Source organism: Acinetobacter pecorum (genome assembly GCF_014837015.1).
GTDB classification, from domain to species: domain Bacteria; phylum Pseudomonadota; class Gammaproteobacteria; order Pseudomonadales; family Moraxellaceae; genus Acinetobacter; species Acinetobacter pecorum.
On sequence record NZ_JACSPT010000018.1, the window covers coordinates 71,785 to 72,160 of the forward strand.

Here is a 376-nt window from a genome sequence, read left to right on the forward strand (position 1 = left end):
TTTGAATATCCAAGACCTATGATTAGAAAAAATCTTCTGATTATTGAACTTTTTTGGGGATCAGCAATTATTTTCGATCACAAGGTTTATTTAAATTATTTCAAAACAATAGTTTTAAAAAGACATTAAAGGGCATAAAAAAATAAGAAGCATAAATTGTAATTTTTCAGTTAATAAAGAAATAAACATTATTTTTAACAGTGAGATTATGAAAATAGAAGTTTGTGGTGTTAAAAAAAGAATATTTTAGATTGAAAAGTATACATATATGTATATTTCGTAGAAATAATAAACAGTCGTTAGGTTTTTATTGAATTATTTCAAAAATGGGGTTGCAAGGGATGTGAAATGCTGTAGAATGCACATCCATCGGCGG